Below are 17207 nucleotides of genomic sequence, written 5' to 3'. Positions count from 1 at the left end.
TCTTGCTATAATTTCGCCCGCGTTGGGTCGTTAGCTCAGCTGGTAGAGCAGCGGACTTTTAATCCGTTGGTCGCAGGTTCGAATCCCGCACGGCCTACCAACCAACACGTAAAAAAGCCCGGATCATTTCCGGGCTTTTTTGTTTTTCTGCGCCGCTTTGTCTGCTGCGCCTCGCGCTCTATCCGCTAGGACGGTTGCCTGGCGGTCTGTTGGCGCCACAACTGGATGTTCGTTTCGACCAGTTTCTGCATCACGTTTTGCCTGGTCAGCTTGTACATCGCCTTTGCCAGCCGCGCGCGCATGTCACTGCTGTTGCATGCCGATTTATGTGAAATGGTCAGGTACAGGCTTTCATTGCTGATCGCGGTCGCCATGATTTTCAGATCGGTGATATTCAGCTTCGCAGCATAGGCTCGCGCCGGGTCTTCCTCGTAGATCAGGTATTGAGCACGCGCCATCTGCAGCATTTTCAATGCCTGCTCCAGGCTGCTAACGGTCGAAATATTCAACGATTCCTGCGCGAAACGGTCAAAGCTTTCGCCAAAACTGTTGTTGATCACGGTCACGCCGCGCAGACCGATCAGGTCGCTCCATTTTTTGTAATTCAGATTGGTGCGGTTGTTGGTCCAGATCACGGACCTGGTGTCGCGGAACGCCGGATACACATAGTCCATATAGTCGAGCCGCGGCAGCGTAAAGAAGGCGCCTGCGATGATGTCGGCGCGTCCGGATTTGATCTCTTCCTGAACGCGCGCCCACGGTCCGCCATATTTCGTGTCGATTGGAACGCCGACTTCCTTGGCCAGCAACTGCATCAGATCGGCATTGGCACCGATCAAGCGAGTTTCATCGCCAGGGTCGCGCCACAGATAAGGCGGATATTCGGGGTTACCGGTCGAGACCAGATGCTTGCAGCTATCGTCGGCCGATACAGTACTGGAGAACAGGCTTAGTATCGCGAACCACCGCGCGCGCGATAGTTTTTTCAATAACGCATTGTTCTTACAGTTACCTGCACGCATCGCTAACTTGTCTCCAGTATCCATTAGTATGTCGGCCTGACTTGCATGGGCCACACTATCTTTTCTTCTCCACGCGATGGTTGGCCCTTCAGGCCGGTCAGCCGCAATGGTGCAACAGTAAATCAAATAGCGGCAGATGCCTACCCCTCGACCTGAAATGCCGAGCATGCGGCGCGAAATAATGAAAAGCCTATCGCGGATCGGCCTGAGGGTCAGCGCCTTTCATTTGTGACAATGCATCGGTCACCCGCGGATAGCGCAACCTGACCCCGAGTTCCGCCTTGATCCGGTGATTGGCAAGCCGGCGCGATTCCGACATGAACGACAGTAACATCGGCGACACCGTATTCTGCAACGCCGCGCGCGCCACCCGTGGCGGACGCGGCAGCTGGAAGGCATCGGCCACGGCATCGAAATATTCGCCCATCTTCATGTCGGAATCATCGGACGCGTGGTAGAGCCGGCACGGCAAGGCCCGAAACAGCGCCAGCGCGATGATGTGCGCCAGATCGTCGGCGTGGATATGGTTGGTATGGACGTCCTGCTCCGGCAGCAGGGCGGCCGTACCCTTATGCAGGCGCGCCAAAGGCAGGCGGTCGGCCGCGTATATTCCCGGCACCCGCAGGATGGCCAGGCGTGATTGGCTGCGTCTGGCCCAGTCGCGCAAGACCCGTTCTGCATCGGCACGCCGCAGCGCGCGCGGATTCTCTGGATGCAGCGGGCGGGTCTCATCGAACCGTGCGCCGCCGCAATCGCCATACACCCCGGTGGTGCTGACATAAACCAGGGTGCTGCGCTCGGGTAAAATGGCGGTCAGGTTGCGGCTGCGCTGATCAATGGTTCCGTCCGAATGCGGCGGCGCCAGATGCACGATCATCGGCGCGACACGCGCCAGCCGGGCCAGGCTGGCACGATGATCCAGATCGGCAACCAGCGGTATGGCGCCGGCCGCGCGCAGTTCGTCGCGCCGCGCGGCCTGGCTGGTGACTGCGAAGATGCGGAAGCGCTCCCGCAGCAGCGGCAGCAAGCGCATGCCGACATCGCCGCAGCCGAGGATCAACAAGCGCGGCTTGCCGATTTTTTTAATTTTATTTCTCATTACAGGATTGTATGACTTTCCAAGTGACTGTTGCGCCGAGCGGACGGCAATTTGAATGCGACGATGGCGAAACGGTACTCGCTGCCGCGATGCGGGCCGGCGTCCCGCTGCCCTATGGTTGCAAGAATGGCGCTTGCGGCTCCTGCAAGGGCAAATTGCTGTCCGGCAGCGTGACCCATGGTGCGCACCAGCTGAAGGCCATGTCGCCGGACGAAGAAAAGCAGGGCCTCGCGCTATTTTGCTGCGCGACGCCACATACCGACCTCGCCATTGAGGCGCGTGAAGTGCTGGCCGCCGGCCAGTTCCCGATCAAGAAGATGCCGTCGCGTGTTGCCACGATGGACAAGGTCGCCGACGATGTAGTGGTGGTCACGCTGCAATTGCCTGCCAATGAAAAGCTGCAGTATCTGGCCGGCCAGTACATCGAATTCCTGCTCAAGGACGGCAAGCGCCGCAGCTACAGCATGGCGAATGCACCAGGCGACGATCCGCAAATCAGTCTGCACATCCGCCACATGCCGGGCGGTCTGTTCACCGACCAGGTATTTGGCACGATGAAGGAGCGCGATATCCTGCGCTTCGAGGGGCCGTTCGGCACCTTCTTCCTGCGCGAAGATTCCGACAAGCCGATCGTGTTGCTGGCGTCGGGCACCGGATTTGCGCCGATCAAGGCAATCATCGAACAGTCGATCCATCTGAAATCGAAGCGTCCGATGACCTTGTACTGGGGCGGGCGCCGCCCGCAAGACCTGTATATGCATGCCTTGTGTGAAGAGTGGGCGCGTACCCTGCCCCATTTCAGTTATGTGCCGGTGATCTCGGAGCCGCAGCCGCAGGACGGCTGGAACGGTCGCAGCGGCTTTGTGCACCGCGCCGTCATCGACGACCGGCTGGACCTGTCAGCGCACCAGGTGTATGCCTGCGGCGCGCCGATCGTGGTCGAGTCGGCGCAGCGCGATTTCAGTGCGCTGTGCAAGTTGCCGGCCGACGAGTTCTACGCCGACTCGTTTACCTCTGAAGCCGATCTGGTCTAGCGCTTCAGTTGCCTGCCAAGCTCCAGCAACATGCAGATCGAAATTTCCGACGATCCGGCGCGGCTCGACATCGCGCTGATCCACCGCTTCCTGACGGAGGAGTCGACCTGGGGCCGCGGCATGCCGCTGGCCACATTACAAAAAGCGGTCGCCCATTCATTGTGCTTCGGCGCCTATCATGACGGTAGTCAGGTCGGCTTCGCACGCGTGATCAGCGATCGCGCCACCTACGCCTATCTGGCCGACGTGTTCACCTTGCCCGACTATCGCGGCCGCGGCATCAGCCGGCTGCTAATGGATGCGGTACAGGCTCATCCCGACCTGCAGCGACTGCGCCGCTTTACGCTGGTGTCGAGCACGGCGCGCGAGTTGTATGCGAAATACGGCTGGACCGCGCTGGCCAAGCCGGAGCTGCACATGGAGCGCCACCTGCCGGATATTTACCTGAAGGACTGATCATGTACGTACCACCACATTTTCGCGAGGACGATCCGGCGTTGCTGATGGAAGTGATGCAGCGCCATAGTTTTGCGACACTGGTGTCGAATCTGGATGGCGCGCCATTTGCGAGCCATCTGCCGCTGAAAGTAAGCCAGGATGACGCCGGCGTGCGTATCGATGGACATTTTGCGCGCGCCAATCCGCACTGGCAGGCGCTGCAAGCCGATCCGAACGCGCTGGTGATTTTTCAGGGACCGCATACCTATATCTCGCCCACCCTGTACCAGAGCAGCAATCGGGTACCGACCTGGAACTACATCGCCGTGCACGCGACCGGACGGGTCCGCGTCGATCATTCGGCCGACGCGAAACTGAATATCTTGCAGCAGCTGATCGCACAGTATGAGCCGGGCTATCGATCACAATTCGACGCGATCGACGGCGCCTTGCGCGATGGCCTGCTGAATGCGATCGTCGCCTTCGAATTGACGGTTGACAAGCTCGAAGGCAAATTCAAGCTGGGGCAAAACCGGCTGACCGACAACAAGCCGGAGATGCAGCGCTGGCATGAGCAAGGTGGAGAAAACGAACGCGAACTGGCGCACTGGATGCAGCGGCTCGGGCACTGGTCGTGACGGCAAAAGACTAGCGTCAACCCCATAATTTTTACGGGGTATATTCATATTTACCGCTAATTACATGCGGCTATCGATGATAATAGATAGAGTATATGCTTCTAGCGAACTGCCTGCCGCGATCCTGTTGCAGCGCAACCCGGCGCCGCCCTATTCGCGGCACCATAAGAAAATCACGATTCCAGCCCATGACAGCGCGCCACAAAAACAAAACCATCGCCACCTTGCTGGCATCCATCTGCGGCGCAATCGGGCTGCATCGCTTCTTTCTATACGGCCACCGCGATCGCTGGGCCTGGGTCCATTTCCTGAGCCTGCCGCTGTCATTGCTGGCATGGCGGCTGTGGCCCGAGCAGCCGTGGCTATTTACCGGCGGTTTGCTGGTCGCGTCGGCGCTGACCGGCTTCCTGGAAGCGCTGGTGATCGGCTTGACGCCGGACGAAAAATGGGATGCGGTGCACAACCGGGAGTCGGGTCGAACATCGGCGTCGAACTGGCCGCTGGCGCTGCTGTTAGTGCTCACGCTCGGCTTGGGCGCCACCGCACTGATCGCGACGATCGCCAGGCTGTTCGACTTACTGTACACCGGTGGCGCGTACGGCTGATGGCGTCGGCATGGCACCGGATCGATGCCGTGGCACCAGTGTCCGGCCGCAATGTCGATCGGCGATTTATTTTGACATGTGTTGCAGGCAGCGCCATTCTGCCGCGCTGACCGGCGTAATCGACAGACGGTTGCCGCGCTTCAGGATCACCATGTTGGCTAACTCGGGCTGCGCCCGCAGTTCTGCCAGTGAAATCAAACGGGTCTTCTTCAGCGCCTGAACGTCGACCAGCATCCAGCGCGGCTGCTCGGGCGCGGATTTCGGATCGAAGTATTTGCTGTCGGGGTCGAATTGGCTTGCATCGGGATAAGCGATGCTGGCAACGCGTGCGAAGCCGGCGACACCCGGTTCCGGGCAACTGGAATGATAGAACAGCACGCCGTCGCCAACTTGCATGGCGTCACGCATGAAGTTGCGGGCCTGATAATTGCGTACTCCGAACCAGGGTACGGTGTGCTTCGGTTCAGCCAGAGCGGCATCGATACTCATCTCTTCCGGCTCCGATTTCATCAACCAATAGTGCATGATCCTAGAAACCTCAGTTGACCGCTTATCAGCTTCGATAAGCGATTGAATAAATTGAGAATTGTGGCAATGAAGGTGCTCACCATTTAGGTGAGAGCGCTACAGGATCGATTGCACCCTTTTCCGACTCCCTGACGTCGTTGTTCCTCCTAGCAGAATGCAGTCTGCGTCCTCGTCTCGCCGGAGAGTCGGAAAAATGCACACTCGACCCTGTCCAACTGAGGTTTCTAGGATGACCCACCCGATTCTTGCAGATATTCAAGCGATGTGCCGATCGACGTTGACTGAGCTTGACCAACCTTGACAAATGCACGCATAAAAAAGCGGCCGCGCAACATCACTGCTGGCAGCCGCTTATACATTCGTCCCCGCCTGTGCCGTTATGCCAGCATCCCGAACCAAAGCGGTCCAAGGTGGCCACGGTTAGTTCAATTTCGGGTTCGTCGGACTAGCGACGCTCACTCCCATCGAACAAAATTCCGAAGCCGATGCAGTTAAATGGTTCAAGGAATATATGACACTCTCGAACACGGCAGGGAATTAAAGTTTACTCCAATGGACACCCGTGTCAACCGCTTTGGCGGAATTTAAACTTGCTTGACAGGCGGAAAACAATGCCGGCTAAAACAGATTTTCCTGTGGTGTCAGCGCACCGTCGAGCACGGCATGCATGACAGAAATTTTCTGTGCCACCTGTGACAGATTCAAATCTGAAAACGGCCCTTCCGGCGCCTTGACCAGCAATAGCTCGGCCGCGATTCCGAGCGATGCCATCACCGCGATGCGATCATTGCCCTTGATCTTGCCGGTATCACGGATCGCGCACATTTTTTCGTCAAGGTAGGCCACCGCCTGCTGCAAGGTTTCCTGCTCACCTTGCTTGCAGGTCAATTTGTATGACTGCCCCATGATCGTGACGTCGAGTTGAATCATACGGCCTCCTCATCTTGTTCTGTCGCCGGAATCTGATCCAGCAACGCGGCCACGCGCTGATGCGCCTCCTGCATCCGTTTGCTGAGCTCGGCATTTTCGGCCGCTATCAGCGCGCTCTTCAGTCGCAGATCGGCATTTTCGCGGCGCAGCGATTGTGCCAGCTCTGCCAGTTGCGCGATTTTTTCGGATAGTTGGTGGAAATCGGAGATCATCTCGTTACTATAGTTGGGCTTGCGAATTTGCGTCAATAGATTCAATCGCTTAGTGCATGTTTTTGAGGAGATTTCTCATCTTTGCCATGCAAGGTTTGGGCGACTGTGGTCATGCCATCGATCCAGGTCGCAGTTCGGCGCTCAGAATTAATTTTTTTGTCCCCTCAGTAACGGCCTCGACCCGGTTGCGTCCGCCCGCCTTCGCGCAATACAAGGCCTCGTCCGCGCGCATTAACGCCGATTCAGCATTGGCATCGACCACGCTCATGTCGGTAATGCCGATACTGACGGTGACCGGGATCGGTTGGCCATTATGCATCAGCGGCGTATCGGCAATGGTTTGGCGCAGTCGCTCGGCAAATGTTTGCGCGGCGCTGCCAATGGTGCCATTCAGAATCATGGCAAATTCCTCGCCCCCGAGGCGGCCGATCAGGTCGACTTTGCGCAGACTGCCCTGCATCAAGTGCGCCAGATGCTTTAACACCGCATCGCCGACGGCGTGACCGTAGCTGTCGTTAATTTGTTTAAAATGGTCAACATCGAGCATCAGCACCGCCGAGCCGTTGTAATCGAGCCGCTGTAGCCGCGCCAGTTCGTCCGCCATACCCGCCATGAAATGACGCCGATTGGACAGGCCGGTGAGGAAATCGGTGGCAGCCATCGCCCGCAGCTCGCCGGTCATTTCGGTGGCCAGTACCACCGCGCGCTCGCGGCTGGTACTGAGTTGCCAGGTCAGCATTGCCAGCAACAGGCTCAGCACGATGCCGGTGATCGCGATCAGTTGTGACTTGTCGCGACCGAAACGGGCGTCGAAACCGTCCTGCGCACTAATCACCAGGGTCCAGGTGTGGCCACCGACGACTATGTATTCATTGGCCGACAACTGCTGCCCGTCCGGCGCTCTGCCATCGTCGTGGCCCGAGTCGTACATCAGCGTCTGCTGCGTGAGCCCGACGCCATCGTAGATCCTGAATTTGGTGGCCGCTTCGTTCTCGCCATACAGGCTGGCCATCAGCTCGTTCATCAGCAGGGGTACGAAGGTCCAGCCGACCAGCGTGGCCCGGCGCGTACTCGGCGAATTGTGTACCGCATCGTGCTGATACAGTGGCATATACATCAGGAATGCGCCCTGCGGCGTGCGGTCGGCCTGCGGCGGCACGCTCACCTTGCCTGAAATCGCGGCCATGCCGGAATCGCGCGCCCGCTCCATCGCGGCGCGGCGCACGCTGTCCGAATACATGTCATATCCCATCGCGTCCCAGCTCGGGCTGATGGTTGGTTCGACCTGCACGATCGGTGCGAATACGTCGCGCCGCCCTTCCGGCACGATGGTGTAGTCGGGAAAACCCAGTCTGTGCAATTCGCTGATGTGACGACTCCGGTCCTTTAGTAACACCAGCGGCGCCACGCCGATGCCACGCATGCCGGGAAAGTCGGAACCCGTTTGCAGCGATTCGACAAAGGCGCGCAGATCGCGCCGCTCGACATTATCCGAGGCGGCATACAGCCCTTGCGCCCCGCGCAGCATCTGTTCATAGGATGCGAGACGCTGTTCGATGCGGCTGCTTGTTTCGCGCAGATTGAAGTCGAGGGTAGCGCGCAACACCTGGGCCACGCTGTTTTTCTCGTGTTGCCACAATAGGTAGGTCGCGCCGAGCGAGCCGGCGAGCACCAACAGAAACAGGAAGCGATGCCGTAGCCAGATCAAGATGGTTTCGCGATAGTCAACATATCAATAGTGGATCGGCGCAAAGCTGGGTCGGCGTTGCGGCAGCAACTTCAGAAGTTGACCATCGCTCTGGCCAGTTCCGGGGTAAAGTATTTTTCAAATATTCGCAACACCGTGCCATCGGCCCGCATCTGGTTAACCAGCGCGCGCCATTTTTCCTGTTGCTGCGGCGAGATCGCCTTTTTGGACATGATCAGTCCGTGCGCAATCGACTCGTCATTGATTTCGATGGTGCTGGTCAGCGCCCTGATCTGGCCGCTTTCGATGTCGGCATAGTCGAATGGTTCAATGATCATCGCCTGAATCCGGTTCAGTCCCAGGACCTGATACAACGGGTCGAGGCCGGAGGCATAGCTGACGCGTTGTTCGGCATCGAGCTTGTCGACCATCCGATTCGCGTTGTTGCCATAACGGAAGCTGCGGATCACCCCTAGCTGCAGTTTCGGATCGTTACTGAATTCGGCCAGGCTGTGCGCCTTGGCATCGTTGCGCACCAGCAGATAGTACTTGTTCGAGAAATACCAGGCGAAGCCGGCGAACTTGTCACGCTCTTCATTGGTGATGCCGGACAGGCTGAAATCGAGCACGCCGCGTTCGATCAACTGCCAGATCCGGCCACGCGGCATCAGCGTCAGGCTGATCTTGCAGCCGCTGCGCCTGATCAGCTCATCGGCAAAATCCTTGTCGATGCCGACGTCCTGGTCGGCAGAATACAGCAAGCCGTGATCGTGCAGCGCCAGCGTCATCGGCCGGCTGCAATCCGGCCCGTCTTTGGCCGCAACGGCGGTCGTCAGGCACAGCAAGAAGTTCAGCAATACACATCGCAGCAATAATATCCGGGCATTGCGCGTCATCGTTATTAGCTCCCTTTGCCTGTCGCTTGCCTGATTAATATTTCTGCAATGCGTGGCGTCCCGACCAATTCGTTCGTTGCAGATTGACATCACGCAAGCGATCGATGACCGTGTTTGCTGATTGTAACCGGCTTTTTAAGGGATGATCGTTCTCGCACAGCAACGCGTTGGCGTTTGCGTCAGGTTGCGCAAGAGTGTCGCAATCAAATGGTGCGCCGCACGGGGATCGCGGTCAGGAAGGGACCCGGCGGGATCCGGCGCATGACTACGCACCGTTTAGGCGCGGGGTGATCTTGCCACTCGGTGCGAGCGGCGTGCAGAAGTCGCCACCGGCGTCGGGCACCGGCGCTTCATATCGCTCTGCCAGAACTGCTCCGACAACTCGATGATCATGAATTGCGCGGGGTCCTGCGCGCGCCGGCATTGATCACGGCGAGACAAGGGTTGTGACCGATCGCATAGGCCAGGTCGGCCGGACGGCTGATCGCCCACAGCGCGAGATCGGCGCGCTTGCCGAGCGCCAGCGTGCCGACCGTAGCGGCGATGCCGAGCGCTTGGGCGGCGTGACAGGTGGCGCCGGCCAGCGCTTCCTGCGGGGTCAGGCGGAATAGCGTGCAGGCCATATTCATTGCCAGCAGCAGCGACGTCATGGGCGAAGTGCCAGGGTTGCAATCGGTGGCAACGGCCATCGGCACAGCGGCGGCGCGCAGCGCCTCGATCGGCGGCTGTTTGGTTTCGCGCAGAAAATAATAGGCGCCGGGCAATAGCACCGCCACGGTGCCCTGCTGCGCCATCGCCTGGACGCCGTCGGCTGACAGATATTCCAGATGATCGGCCGACAGCCCATGATAGCGCGCCACCAATGCGGCGCCGGCCTGGTCGGACAACTGCTCGGCATGCAGCTTGACCGGCAACCCCAGGCGCTGGGCAGCGCGGAACACGCGCTCGGTCTGGGCCGGCGAAAAGCCGATATTCTCGCAAAATGCATCGACCGCATCGACCAGTCCCTGCGCCGCCAGCGCCGGCAGCATCTGCGCGCAGACCGCGTCAACATAGGCATCGGCCTGGCCCGCAAATTCCGGCGGCAGCGCGTGCGCGCCGAGGAAGGTGGTTTTGACCGTGACCGGCAAGGTGGCGCCGATACGTCGCGCCACCTGCAACATTTTCGCCTCCGCTTCGAGCGACAGGCCATAGCCGGATTTGATTTCAATCGTGGTCACGCCCTCGGCCAGCAGGCTCAGTACGCGCGGCAGGCTTTGTTGCAGCAATTCATCTGCGCTGGCGGCGCGGGTCGCGCGTACGGTGGACAGGATGCCGCCACCGGAGCGCGCGATTTCTTCGTAACTGATGCCGTTCAAGCGCGCTTCGAATTCATTGCTGCGATTGCCGGCGTGGACGATGTGGGTGTGGCAGTCGATCAGGCCGGGCGTGATCCAGCCACCAAAGCCATCGTGTTGCTCCGTCGCGTGATAGTCGGCCGGCAGCGCGCTGCGCGGACCGATCCAGGCGATCTTGCCGTCGCGGATCGCGAGCGCGCCGTCGTGGATTTCACCATAGCCGCAAGCCTCGGCCATGGTCGCCAGATTCACATTGCACCAAAGACTGTCCCAGTTCTGCATCGGTGGTTCTTTCATCTTGTTGTGATCTCGATCAGGTACAGCATGGCGCGCGCATCAGGTGCCGCCGAGGCAGGCTTGAGCTCGATTGCATCAGCGGCATCGAGCAGCAACGTACCGCCGGCTGGCAGCGCAATCATTTGACCTGTTGCGCTGGAATGACAATGAAGCTCGACTCCTAGCGCATGAAACACCAATCTGGTCGTGCCCGCATCGGCCGCGTCGATCCGGATTGGATCCGACCATGCGATCCGCTGCAAATGGTGCCGGCATCGGTCGCGCCTGGTCATCACATTCAGGTCGGTAATCGCGGCCGCCGACAGCGTCGCGCTGATCGGCGCTGCGCCGTCGAATGCATACGGCGCCGAGGCCGGTGTCAGATATTGGTATTGGTCGCCGGGCAAACGCAAGCTCAGGTCGCCGCCGTCCAGCACCACGAGTGAACGATCGATGCCGGGAAAACGCGAAAATTCGCCGGCAGTGGTGACCCGCGCACTGCTGATGCGCCAGTCAAAATCACCGAGCGTCGCAGCGGCCGGCGAAATCGCAATCTCGGCGGTGACGCCGCCACCGTTCTTCCACGGCATGCGGCGATAGTTTTGTGCGCTGATTATTTGCATTCAGACCGCGCATTCAGGCCGCGCACTCAAGCCGACACATTGTTTGCAATCCGCGCCAGCAAACGCGCGGCCACTCTTGCGCTGTGGTGGTCGATGTCGTAGGTCGGATTGAGCTCCGCAATATCGGCCAGCCGCAGTTTGTCGGAGTCGCACACCATGTCGATCACGGACTCCACCACGTCCAGCGCGACGCCGTGCGCGGCCGGCGCGCTGACACCCGGCATCACCGACGCCGGCAATACATCGAGACAGATCGTGAAATAGACGTGGTCCACCTCAGCCAAAAAATGCGCCAGCATGGCCTGAATCTCCGGCATCTGCGCGGTCCCCATATCCTCGTCGAGGCGCCAGTTGACGCCCAGCTGGCGCGCACGCTCAAATAGCGCGGCGGTATTGGCGAAGCTGCTGACACCGAGGCAGCAATAATGGAACGGCCAGCCGCGCGCCACACAGTCTTCGGCAATCTGGCGGAACGGCGTACCGGAACTGGCCTGCTCGCTCATGCGCAGATCGAAATGGGCATCGAGGTTGATGATGCCGATCCGCGGCACTGTTTCATGCATGGCCAGATGCGTCGCGAGTCCTTTGAAACTGCCAAACGCGATCTCGTGCCCGCCCCCCATCGCGATCGGAAACAGGCCGCGCGCCAGCAATGCCGCCAGCTGCGCCGACAGCTGTTCCTGTGCACTTTCCAGGCTATTGTCATCGTTGTCATTCTCGGCCGGACACAGCACATCGCCGGCATCGAAGATTACCTTGCATTCATGCACCGGCATATTGCCCAGCATCGCGCGGATCGCTGCCGGACCATCCTTTGCGCCGGTGCGGCCATGGTTGCGTGCGACGCCGGCATCACAGGCGAAACCGAGCAGCGCCACCGAGCCCTGCGCATTGGTCGCCGGCAGCGCAGTCAAGGGTTTGACGATCTGATGCCAGCGCTGGCCGAGCGGGCCTTCCGCCGCATCGACGCGGCCCTGCCACAATTGCATGTCGGGATCCTGTTTCATCTGGTTATCCTCCACACCGCCCTCATTGGCTCAGTTGCGCATGGTGTTATGCATACAGCGCTGCAAACAGCGCATGCGACCCGGTGCTGAGCGTGCCATGCAGCACCAGCTGCTTGGCGGCCTCGATGTCGGGCGCAAAGAAACGATCAACTTCATAGAATGCCACTTTTTCACGCAGTTGGTGGTGCACTTGCTCCAGCAACTCGGACGACTGCAACGGCCGGTGAAAATCCACGCCTTGCGCGGCGGCCAGCAGTTCGATGCCGACAATCGCCGCGGTGTTGTGCGCCATGTCGTGCAAGCGCCGCCCGGCGAAGGTCGCCATGCTGACGTGGTCTTCCTGATTGGCCGAGGTCGGCAGGCTGTCGACGCTGGCCGGATGCGCCAGCGACTTGTTCTCCGACGCCAGCGCGGCGGCAGTCACATGCGCGATCATGAAGCCGGAATTGATGCCCGGATCCTTGACCAGGAATGGCGGCAAGCCCGACAAGGTGGCGTCGATCAGCAATGCGATGCGGCGTTCGGACAAGGCGCCGATTTCCGCGATCGCCAGCGCCAGCGTATCGGCGGCGAAGGCGACCGGTTCCGCGTGGAAATTTCCGCCGGAAATGACTTCGCTGAATTCCGAGGAACCGTCGTTAAAAATCAACGGATTGTCGGTCACCGCGTTGGCTTCGATCAGCAGCGTGCGCGCCGCATTGTTGATCAGGTCCAGGCAGGCGCCCATCACCTGCGGCTGACAGCGCAGGCTGTATGGATCCTGCACCCGCTCGTCCTGCACCAGATGCGATTTGCGGATTGCGCTGCCTGCCAGCAACTGACGATAAATCTGGGCCGACGCGATCTGTCCCGGCTGTCCGCGTACCGCATGCACGCGCGCGTCAAACGGCGCGTCGCTACCCTTGGCGGCATCGATCGCGAGCGCGCCGACCACGGTGCCGGCTTCCCATAAACGCTCGGCCATGAACAGCCCGTGCAGCGCCAGCGCGGTCGAGACCTGGGTGCCGTTGATCAGTGCCAGACCTTCCTTGGCCGCCAGCACGATCGGCGTAATGCCGGCATTTTTTAGCGCCTGTTGCGCCGGCATCAGCTTGCCGTCGACACTGACGTCGCCCTCGCCCATGATCGCCAGCGTCATGTGCGACAGCGGCGCCAGATCGCCGGACGCGCCGACCGAGCCCTTGGCCGGAATCGACGGCATGATGCCGGCATTCAACAACGCGATCAGCGTGTCGATGACCTCGGGGCGGATGCCCGAAAAGCCACGCGCCAGGCTGCCGATTTTCATCAGCATGACCAACCGCACTACTGCATCGTTCAACGGCTCGCCGGTACCGACCGAATGCGACAGGATCAGGTTGCGCTGCAACTTCTCCAACTGCGCATCCGGTATATGCGTCTTGGCCAGCAGGCCGAATCCGGTATTGATGCCGTAGGCCGGCGCACCGCGCGCGACGATCTTGCGCACGGCGGCGGCCGATGCTTCGATCGCCGGATAGGCTGACGCGGTGAGTGTGAGTGTTACCGGCTGTGCCCAGACGCGGCGCAAGTCGGCCAACGTCATTTGGCCTGGCACGAGGGTAAATCCTGGTTGCTGTGTCATAACAATTCCTATGTAATATTTTGAACCGCAGCGCCTGACGCACCGTCATCACACCCATGCGGCGGAGCTGGCGGGGTGCACGCGCGCCGTAGCTGTGGCATCCAGCGATCATCCTTAACAGGACTTACGCAAACGAGAAAGAAAGTAGGATGGGTGGTACAACCCGTCTTTCTCCGTTGGCGCTCACTGATGGGTTTCACCCATCCTACGAGATTACGCAGCTTGCGTCAGTCCCACTTAATTGATCATCATTTATTGATCAACATTAATTGATCAACATTAGTTGATCATCGTTATTCGATCATCGGCAATTGCAGGCCATTGCGCTTGGCGCAGGCCACCGCAGTCTCGTAGCCGGCATCGGCGTGGCGCATCACGCCGGAGCCGCTGTCGTTGACCAGCACCCGTGCCAGCCGCTTGGCGGCGGCATCGGTGCCATCGGCCACGATAACCATGCCGGCATGCTGCGAATAGCCCATGCCGACCCCGCCGCCGTGGTGCAGCGAGACCCAGGTCGCACCGCCGGCGGTGTTCAGCAACGCATTCAGCAACGGCCAGTCCGATACCGCATCGGTGCCATCCTTCATGCTTTCGGTTTCACGGTTCGGGCTGGCGACCGAACCGGTATCGAGATGGTCGCGACCGATCACGATCGGCGCCTTCAGTTCGCCATTCTTCACCATTTCGTTGAAGGCCAGTCCCGCGATATGACGTTCGCCCAGACCGAGCCAGCAGATGCGCGCCGGCAAACCCTGGAATGCGATGCGATCACGCGCCATATCGAGCCAGCGATGCACCCGCTGGTTATCGGGAAACAGCTCCTTGATCTTGGCGTCGGTCTTGTAAATATCCTCCGGATCGCCGGACAGCGCAACCCAGCGGAACGGGCCCTTGCCTTCGCAAAACAGCGGCCGGATATAGGCCGGCACGAAGCCGGGAAATGCGAACGCATCGCGCACGCCATAGTCGAGCGCGACCTGGCGGATGTTATTGCCGTAATCGACGGTCTTGACGCCCATCGTGTGGAAATCGAGCATCGCCTGCACATGCTGCGCGCACGATTGCGCCGCCGCCGACGCCAGATGCGCGTGCTGGCTGGCGTCGTGCTGCGCCGCCTTCCATTGTCCGACGGTCCAGCCGATCGGCAGGTAGCCATTGATCAGATCGTGCGCCGAGGTCTGGTCGGTCACCAGGTCGGGTCTGAGGCCGCCGGCTTGCGCGCGCTTCACCAGTTCCGGCAGGATTTCGGCAGCATTGCCGAGCAACGCGATCGACACCGCCTCCTTGCGTTCGCAATGATATTTGACCAGCGCCAGCGCATCGTCTATGTCTTTCGCCTGCTTGTCGACATAGCGGGTGCGCAGGCGGAAGTCGATACTGCTCTGCTGGCATTCGATGGTCAGCGACACCGCGCCGGCCAAGGTCGCCGCCAGCGGTTGCGCGCCGCCCATGCCGCCGAGACCGGCGGTCAGGATCCAGCGCCCGCCCCAGTCGCCACCGAAGTGCTGGCGCGCGGCTTCGGCAAAGGTTTCATAGGTGCCTTGCACGATGCCCTGGCTGCCGATGTAGATCCAGCTGCCGGCGGTCATCTGGCCATACATGAACAGGCCCTTGCGGTCGAGTTCGTTGAAATGTTCCCAGTTCGCCCATTTCGGCACCAGGTTGGAATTGGCGATCAGCACCCGCGGCGCATCGGCATGGGTCTTGAACACGCCGACCGGCTTGCCCGATTGCACCAATAGGGTTTCGTCGTCCTCCAGCGTCTTCAGGCTGGCCAGGATCTGGTCGAAACAGGCCCAGTTGCGAGCGGCACGGCCGATGCCGCCGTAGACCACCAGATGCTTCGGATTTTCGGCCACTTCCGGATCCAGATTGTTCTGGATCATGCGGTAGGCGGCCTCGGTCAGCCAGCTTTTGCAAACCTTGTCGGCGCCGCGCGGCGCGCGGATCTCGCGGCTGTCGTCGTAGCGCGGATCGTTGTCCAGTTGCCCCATGGCGCTTGCATCAGTCACTGTGTTCATGCTCGTCTCCTCCAATAGTCAGTCGATGAGTCAGTTTAAGTTGTATATACAACTAAGTCAATAATTATTTAAATTGATGATGCAAATCTTGCCGATGATAAAATATGCAGTGGTAATAGCATAAGGCTCTCCAAGCAGAGAGCAACAGGGAGAGTAATTTGGCAGTTCAAGGTCAGCAAACAAATGTACCCATCTTCCAGCGCATCAAGGATTACATCCTGAATGAGATTCAGTTGGGTCACTGGCGGGAAGGCGATGTAATTCCGACTGAACAAGCGCTGTCCATACAGTTCGCGGTATCGCGCATGACGGTCAATCGCGCATTGCGGGAGTTGACATCCGAACAGGTTCTGAACCGTATTCAGGGCTCAGGCACCTACGTCGCGCAGCAAAAATATCAAGCCACGCTGGTAACGGTCAAAAACATCGCTGAAGAAATCAGGGCCCGCGGCCACGTCCATCGCAGTGAACTGCACTGCCTGGAACGCAGCAAGGCGAACGAGCTACTGGCCAAGCAGTTTGGACTGCGTGCCGGCCATATGCTGTTCCATTCGATCATCGTGCATTTCGAAAACGACATCGCGATCCAGGTTGAAGACCGCTGGGTCAACCCCGACGTTGCGCCGGATTACATGTTGCAGGATTTCTCCGTCGTCACGCCTAACGAATACCTGATGGTCGCCGCGCCACTGCAAGGCGCCGATTACAGCATCGAAGCGTGCGTCGCGCCAAAAGAAATCACCGAGATGCTAGCCATCGGACAGAAGGAGCCCTGTCTCGTCCTCAAACGCAAAACCAGATCCATGGACGGCATTGCATCAGTCGCCACCATGTGGCACCCCGGCCATCGCTATCAGTTCTCGGGGAGTTTCAGCTAAGGTAGCGCTGATTGCGCAAACACCGCACGGCTGTGAAACGACATAACCACCAAAGCATTCGATTTCAAGCTACTCACGAGCCATATACGTTCAAGGTGTGAGACATTTCAGCGTTTTTGAACCTGCTTATAATCTGTAGCGAGCGCAAGTCAGTTGAAGCCGAATGGAACGGGAAAATTGGCATGAACTCACGTACATGCGCATGTGCAGCATCGCATCGTGCGAGATCACGCAGGCGCAGTAATACTTGAACCTGTTCCTGAAGCTGGGAGCAGGGCCGGGTCGGAACCGGTCCTGCCCCCTGAAGGTCAGTTGAAGTTGTACTTGGCCGACAAATCGATACGGCTCATGTCGCCCGCCTCGCCCGCCAATG

General features: G+C 59.6%; 17 protein-coding genes, 1 tRNA gene and 1 other RNA gene. 6 read left to right on the top strand and 13 right to left on the bottom strand.

Features of this window, described 5'->3' with window-relative positions; translation table 11 throughout:
* Positions 1-24: 24 nt before the first annotated feature.
* Positions 25-100, top strand: a tRNA-Lys gene (locus ACFOFO_RS09965).
* A gap of 85 nt (positions 101-185) precedes the next feature.
* Here ACFOFO_RS09965 and ACFOFO_RS09960 read toward each other — a convergent pair.
* Positions 186-1022 (bottom strand): substrate-binding periplasmic protein, encoded by an 837-nt coding sequence (locus tag ACFOFO_RS09960; RefSeq protein ID WP_390331462.1) that lies wholly within the window; start codon positions 1020-1022, stop codon positions 186-188.
* A 190-nt stretch (positions 1023-1212) separates the two neighbouring features.
* Positions 1213-2121, bottom strand: a complete 909-nt coding sequence (locus tag ACFOFO_RS09955) for an NAD-dependent epimerase/dehydratase family protein (RefSeq protein WP_390322838.1) — start codon at positions 2119-2121, stop codon at positions 1213-1215.
* 11 nt (positions 2122-2132) lie between these two features.
* Between ACFOFO_RS09955 and ACFOFO_RS09950 the strand changes: the two genes are divergently transcribed.
* From ACFOFO_RS09950 to ACFOFO_RS09935, 4 genes are all read left to right on the top strand, one after another.
* Entirely contained in the window at positions 2133-3155 is a 1023-nt protein-coding gene (locus tag ACFOFO_RS09950) for a CDP-6-deoxy-delta-3,4-glucoseen reductase (protein WP_390322837.1), read from the top strand.
* A gap of 30 nt (positions 3156-3185) precedes the next feature.
* Positions 3186-3611 (top strand): GNAT family N-acetyltransferase, encoded by a 426-nt coding sequence (locus ACFOFO_RS09945; RefSeq protein WP_390322836.1) that lies wholly within the window; start codon positions 3186-3188, stop codon positions 3609-3611.
* Positions 3612-3613: 2 nt separating this feature from the next.
* A complete protein-coding gene (locus ACFOFO_RS09940) occupies positions 3614-4231 on the top strand; it encodes an FMN-binding negative transcriptional regulator (protein ID WP_390322835.1) in 618 nt (205 codons plus the stop codon).
* A gap of 188 nt (positions 4232-4419) precedes the next feature.
* Positions 4420-4836: a hypothetical protein gene (locus tag ACFOFO_RS09935; RefSeq protein WP_390331461.1), complete on the top strand. Its 417-nt coding sequence runs from the start codon at positions 4420-4422 to the stop codon at positions 4834-4836.
* A gap of 66 nt (positions 4837-4902) precedes the next feature.
* On the opposite strand, the gene ACFOFO_RS09930 is transcribed toward ACFOFO_RS09935, so the two are convergent.
* The 11 genes from ACFOFO_RS09930 to hutU all read right to left on the bottom strand — a co-directional run bounded on the left by ACFOFO_RS09930 (position 4903) and on the right by hutU (position 15956).
* On the bottom strand, positions 4903-5361 hold the full coding sequence (locus ACFOFO_RS09930) for an EVE domain-containing protein (RefSeq protein ID WP_390322833.1): 459 nt from the start codon (positions 5359-5361) through the stop codon (positions 4903-4905).
* Between the two features lie 361 nt (positions 5362-5722).
* Positions 5723-5903: non-coding RNA, 6S RNA (gene ssrS, locus ACFOFO_RS09925), on the bottom strand.
* 79 nt (positions 5904-5982) lie between these two features.
* On the bottom strand, positions 5983-6294 hold the full coding sequence (locus ACFOFO_RS09920; RefSeq protein WP_390322832.1) for a cell division protein ZapA: 312 nt from the start codon (positions 6292-6294) through the stop codon (positions 5983-5985).
* A complete protein-coding gene (locus ACFOFO_RS09915; RefSeq protein ID WP_390322831.1) occupies positions 6291-6506 on the bottom strand; it encodes a DUF904 domain-containing protein in 216 nt (71 codons plus the stop codon). The genes ACFOFO_RS09920 and ACFOFO_RS09915 overlap by 4 nt, the downstream gene beginning before the upstream one ends.
* Positions 6507-6615: 109 nt before the next feature.
* Positions 6616-8214, bottom strand: a complete 1599-nt coding sequence (locus tag ACFOFO_RS09910) for a CHASE domain-containing protein (RefSeq protein WP_390322830.1) — start codon at positions 8212-8214, stop codon at positions 6616-6618.
* 71 nt (positions 8215-8285) lie between these two features.
* Positions 8286-9089: a substrate-binding periplasmic protein gene (locus ACFOFO_RS09905; RefSeq protein ID WP_390322829.1), complete on the bottom strand. Its 804-nt coding sequence runs from the start codon at positions 9087-9089 to the stop codon at positions 8286-8288.
* Between the two features lie 389 nt (positions 9090-9478).
* Complete coding sequence (gene hutI / locus ACFOFO_RS09900) at positions 9479-10723, bottom strand: imidazolonepropionase (protein ID WP_390322828.1); 1245 nt, start codon at positions 10721-10723, stop codon at positions 9479-9481.
* Complete coding sequence (locus ACFOFO_RS09895) at positions 10720-11325, bottom strand: HutD/Ves family protein (RefSeq protein WP_390322827.1); 606 nt, start codon at positions 11323-11325, stop codon at positions 10720-10722. The genes hutI and ACFOFO_RS09895 overlap by 4 nt, the downstream gene beginning before the upstream one ends.
* Positions 11326-11351: 26 nt before the next feature.
* Positions 11352-12332 (bottom strand): formimidoylglutamase, encoded by a 981-nt coding sequence (hutG, locus tag ACFOFO_RS09890; RefSeq protein ID WP_390322826.1) that lies wholly within the window; start codon positions 12330-12332, stop codon positions 11352-11354.
* 46 nt (positions 12333-12378) lie between these two features.
* Positions 12379-13935 (bottom strand): histidine ammonia-lyase, encoded by a 1557-nt coding sequence (hutH, locus tag ACFOFO_RS09885; protein WP_390322825.1) that lies wholly within the window; start codon positions 13933-13935, stop codon positions 12379-12381.
* 293 nt (positions 13936-14228) lie between these two features.
* Positions 14229-15956, bottom strand: a complete 1728-nt coding sequence (gene hutU, locus ACFOFO_RS09880; RefSeq protein ID WP_390322824.1) for a urocanate hydratase — start codon at positions 15954-15956, stop codon at positions 14229-14231.
* 158 nt (positions 15957-16114) lie between these two features.
* On the opposite strand from hutU, the gene hutC reads away from it, so the two are divergent.
* A complete protein-coding gene (hutC, locus tag ACFOFO_RS09875; protein WP_390322823.1) occupies positions 16115-16834 on the top strand; it encodes a histidine utilization repressor in 720 nt (239 codons plus the stop codon).
* The last annotated feature ends 373 nt before the right edge of the window (positions 16835-17207 follow it).

The organism is Pseudundibacterium arcticum (genome assembly GCF_042646465.1).
Taxonomy (GTDB): domain Bacteria; phylum Pseudomonadota; class Gammaproteobacteria; order Burkholderiales; family Burkholderiaceae_D; genus Undibacterium_A; species Undibacterium_A arcticum.
The sequence above is the reverse complement of the archived record's forward strand: the minus strand, read 5'-3'. Positions and strand labels throughout refer to the sequence as shown.